Source organism: Actinosynnema sp., from assembly GCF_052038725.1.
This window is the reverse complement of sequence record NZ_JBQGCX010000052.1, coordinates 1-3,536: the sequence shown is the minus strand read 5'-3', so window position 1 is coordinate 3,536 and position 3,536 is coordinate 1. Positions and strand designations below refer to the sequence as shown.

General features: G+C 74.3%; 3 protein-coding genes. All 3 read left to right on the top strand.

Annotated features, from left to right (window positions below):
- Positions 1–378 precede the first annotated feature (378 nt).
- Genes ACTUAL_RS01020 through ACTUAL_RS01010 form a run of 3 tightly spaced genes read left to right on the top strand, consistent with a single transcriptional unit; the run spans position 379 to position 3,514 of the window.
- Positions 379–1,014 carry a hypothetical protein gene (locus ACTUAL_RS01020; protein ID WP_096496344.1) on the top strand — a complete coding sequence of 212 codons (636 nt, stop codon included), beginning with the start codon at positions 379–381 and terminating at the stop codon, positions 1,012–1,014.
- Positions 1,011–2,906: a YhgE/Pip family protein gene (locus ACTUAL_RS01015; RefSeq protein WP_440898932.1), complete on the top strand. Its 1,896-nt coding sequence runs from the start codon at positions 1,011–1,013 to the stop codon at positions 2,904–2,906. The genes ACTUAL_RS01020 and ACTUAL_RS01015 overlap by 4 nt, the downstream gene beginning before the upstream one ends.
- Positions 2,903–3,514 (top strand): TetR/AcrR family transcriptional regulator, encoded by a 612-nt coding sequence (locus tag ACTUAL_RS01010; RefSeq protein WP_015804230.1) that lies wholly within the window; start codon positions 2,903–2,905, stop codon positions 3,512–3,514. The genes ACTUAL_RS01015 and ACTUAL_RS01010 overlap by 4 nt, the downstream gene beginning before the upstream one ends.
- Positions 3,515–3,536 lie beyond the last annotated feature (22 nt).

Here is a 3,536-nt window from a genome sequence, read left to right as displayed (position 1 = left end):
TTTCGCGCCTCGCACCCCGCGTTCAACACCCCGCGTTCAGCACCCCGTGTTCAGCCCCCTGTGTTCAGCACCCCTGCGCCTCGTCCCTCGCCCATCCCGCCGCGCCTGACGCCACTCGCGTTCCCCGCGTCGTCGCACCGGGCACGCCGGCCACGTCCGGCCGGCCAGGCGCGCCTGCCCCGTCGAGCGCTGTCGCTTTCGCCGGTTTTCCGGGGTTTCCGCACGTCCGGGCGTTTCCGCGCTCGCGCTCGGTCACCCTCAGGAACCCTGTGCACCCGCCGTAGCCCTCGGTGGCAGATCACACCCGTCCGATTTGCCAGAGGCCCCTCCCCGGTCGCACTATTTGAACTGACCGGTCAGTTTAAATAGGAGGTCCCGGTGCGGATCAACGCCCGGCGCGTCGGCGTCACCGGCGCCCACGGCCCACTGCTGCGCCCCACCAGCCTCGCCATCACCCCCGGCGAGCCGCTGCTGGTGGCGGGCGACCCCGGTGACGGGCACACCGCGTTCGCGCTGGTCGTCTCCGGTCGGATGAAGCCGAGCACCGGCGAGGTCGACGTGCCCGCCCGCGAGCTGCGCGCCAGGGTCGCCCTGGTCGACTCGCCCGACGTGACCGCGCCCGAGCCCGCGCTGTCGCTGGCCGCCGTGGTCGGCGAGGAGCTCGCGGTCAACCGCAGGCCCAGCGGGCGCAAGGCCGTGCACGACTGGCTCGCCGCCCAGCACGCCGACCACTGGGCCGCCGCCCGCTTCGAGAACGTCCCCGCCGCCGTGCGCTGCGCCCTGCTGCTGGAGCTGGCCGCCGAGCGCCCCGGCGTGGACACCCTCGTCCTGGACTCCCCCGACCGGCACCACCCCGACCCGGCCGCCTGGTGGGCGTTGGCGCGCGAGCGCGCGACCCCGGAGCGGTCCGTCGTAGTGCTGTGCACGACCGCCTCCGCCGCGCTGCTGGGCGTGCCCGCCGCGCGCCTGGGCGCCGACAACTCCCCCCAGACCCAGTCGGAGAACGAGCTGTGACCTCCCTGCGCATGGCGCTGAACGAGCTGCGCCGCGTCACCTCGGGCAGGCTGCCCAGGCTAGCCGTGGTGGCGCTCGCCCTGGTGCCGCTGCTGTACGCGTCGATGTACCTGTACGCCAACAAGGACCCGTACTCGCACCTGGACAACCTGCCCGCCGCGCTGGTCGTCGCCGACCGGGGCTCCGACGACGGCTCCGGCGCCACCGAGAACGCCGGGCGCGAGGTCGCCGACGAGCTGCTGCGCGGCCACAGGTTCGACTGGCGCGAGGTGGGCGAGGACGACGCCGAGCGGGGCGTGCGCGACGGCGAGTACGCGTTCGCGCTGACCCTGCCCGAGGACTTCTCGCAGGCGCTGACCTCGTCCGGCCGGTTCACCCCGCGCCAGGGCGTGCTCGTGCTCACCACCAACGACGCCAACAACTACCTGGGCAGCACGATCGCGAACCAGGTGGTGTCCGAGGTGCGCCGCTCGGTGTCGGCGAAGGTCGGCACGCAGGCCGCCGACCGGTTCCTGCTGGGCTTCTCGACCGTGCGGGAGAAGACCGAGCAGGCCGCGAGGGGCGCGACCGAGCTGGCCGACGGGCAGCGGACCGCGCTGGACGGCGCGCAGAAGCTCGCCGACGGCACCGGGACCCTGGCCAGCGGCGCGGCCGAGCTGGCGAGCGGCACCGGGCAGCTGCGCAGCAGCACCTCCGACCTGCCGCGCTCGGCGCAGCAGCTCGCGGACGGGGCCAAGCAGGTCTCGGACGGCACGGAGCAGGCCGCGAAGACCGCCGAGCAGGACGCCGCCGAGGCCCGGACCCTCGTCGCGGACCTCGGCAAGGCCGACGCCGACCTGGTGGCGCGGCTGCGCGAGCGTGGGTTCACCGACGAGCAGGTGCAGCAGGTGGAGACCGTGCTCGGGACCGTGCGCACACCCGTGAACGACGCGAACACCAAGGTCCAGGACACCGCCGGTCAGCTGCGGACCCTGGCGAACGGCGCGAAGAAGGTCTCCGACGGGGCCGCGAAGCTCGCCTCCAGCACGCCCGCGCTGACCGGCGCGATCGGCAAGCTGGACGACGGCGCGAAGCAGCTCTCCGGCGGCGCGGGCCAGGTCCGGGACGGCGCCGGGTCGCTGCGCGAGGGCGAGCAGAAGCTCGTGGACGGGACCGAGCAGCTCAGGTCCGGGCTGACCGAGGGCGCCGAGCAGATCCCGCACCCCGACGACCCGACGCGCGAGTCCACGGCGGGCACCATCGGCGACCCGGTGACCGTGCGCGGGGTCAGCCAGACCACGGCGGGCAGCTACGGCGCGGGCCTCGCCCCGTTCTTCCTGAGCCTGGCCACCTGGATCGGCGCGTTCGTGCTGTTCCTGCTGCTGCGCCCACTGTCGCGGCGCGGGCTGGCGTCCGGGCAGGCGGCGGTGCGGGTGGCGCTCGGCGGGTGGCTGCCGGGGGCGCTGCTGGGCGTGGCGCAGGTCGTGGTCATGTACTCGGTGGTGACGCTGGTCGTCGACATCCGGCCCAGCCACCCGGTGGGGGCGCTGCTGTTCCTGTTCCTGGCGTCGGCGACGTTCGTGGCCGTGCTGCACGCGCTCAACGCGCTGCTCGGCGCGGTCGGCAAGTTCCTGGGGCTGGTCATGCTGATCCTGCAGCTGGTCAGCGCGGGCGGCACGTTCCCGTGGCAGACCATCCCCGAGCCGCTGTACCCGCTGCACCACGGGCTGCCGATGAGCTACGCCGTCGACGGGCTGCGGCACCTGATGTACGGCGGCGAGCTGGGACCGGTGTGGTCGGACGCGACCGTGCTGGGCTGCTACCTGGTCGGGGCGCTTGCCCTGTCGACGCTGGCCGCGTACAAGCAGCGGGTGTGGACGCCCTCTCGCCTCAAGCCGGAACTCGTGCTGTGACCGCCGCCGCCTCGCCGGGCAGGCCGCAGGCCACCCGACCCCGCCGCACGGCGGCGACCAAGCAGAAGCTGTTCGACGCGGCGCTGCGGCTGGTCGGGGAGCGCGGCGCGGCGGGCGTCACGGTGGACGAGATCGCCGCGGGGGCCGGGGTCGCCAAGGGCACCGTGTACTACAACTTCGGCAGCAAGGACGCGCTGGTGGACGCCATGCTGCGGCACGGCGTCGACCTGCTGGCGGAGCGGCTGCGGGTCTCGGAGGACGCCGAGCCGCCGGAGGCCGTGGCCGCGCTGGTCGAGGGGATGCTGGGGTTCTTCGGCGAGTACCCGGCGTTCGCGCAGCTGCTGGTGAGCGAGCTGTGGCGCACGCCGGGGCAGTGGCACGGGACGCTCAGCCTGCTGCGGGACGACATCGTGTCGATCGTGCGGGCGCAGGTGCAGCGGCTGGCCGACCTGGGTCGGCTGCCCGACGGGGTGCAGGTGGGCACGGCGTCGGCGGCGCTGTTCGGCACGCTGCTGGTGGTGGCGCTGGACTGGCAGGTGTTCCAGCCGGAGCGGGAGCTGGCCGAGGTCAGGGACTCGGTGCTCGCGCTGGTGCGCGGGCTGACCTGAGACGGGGCCCCGCGACCGGGTC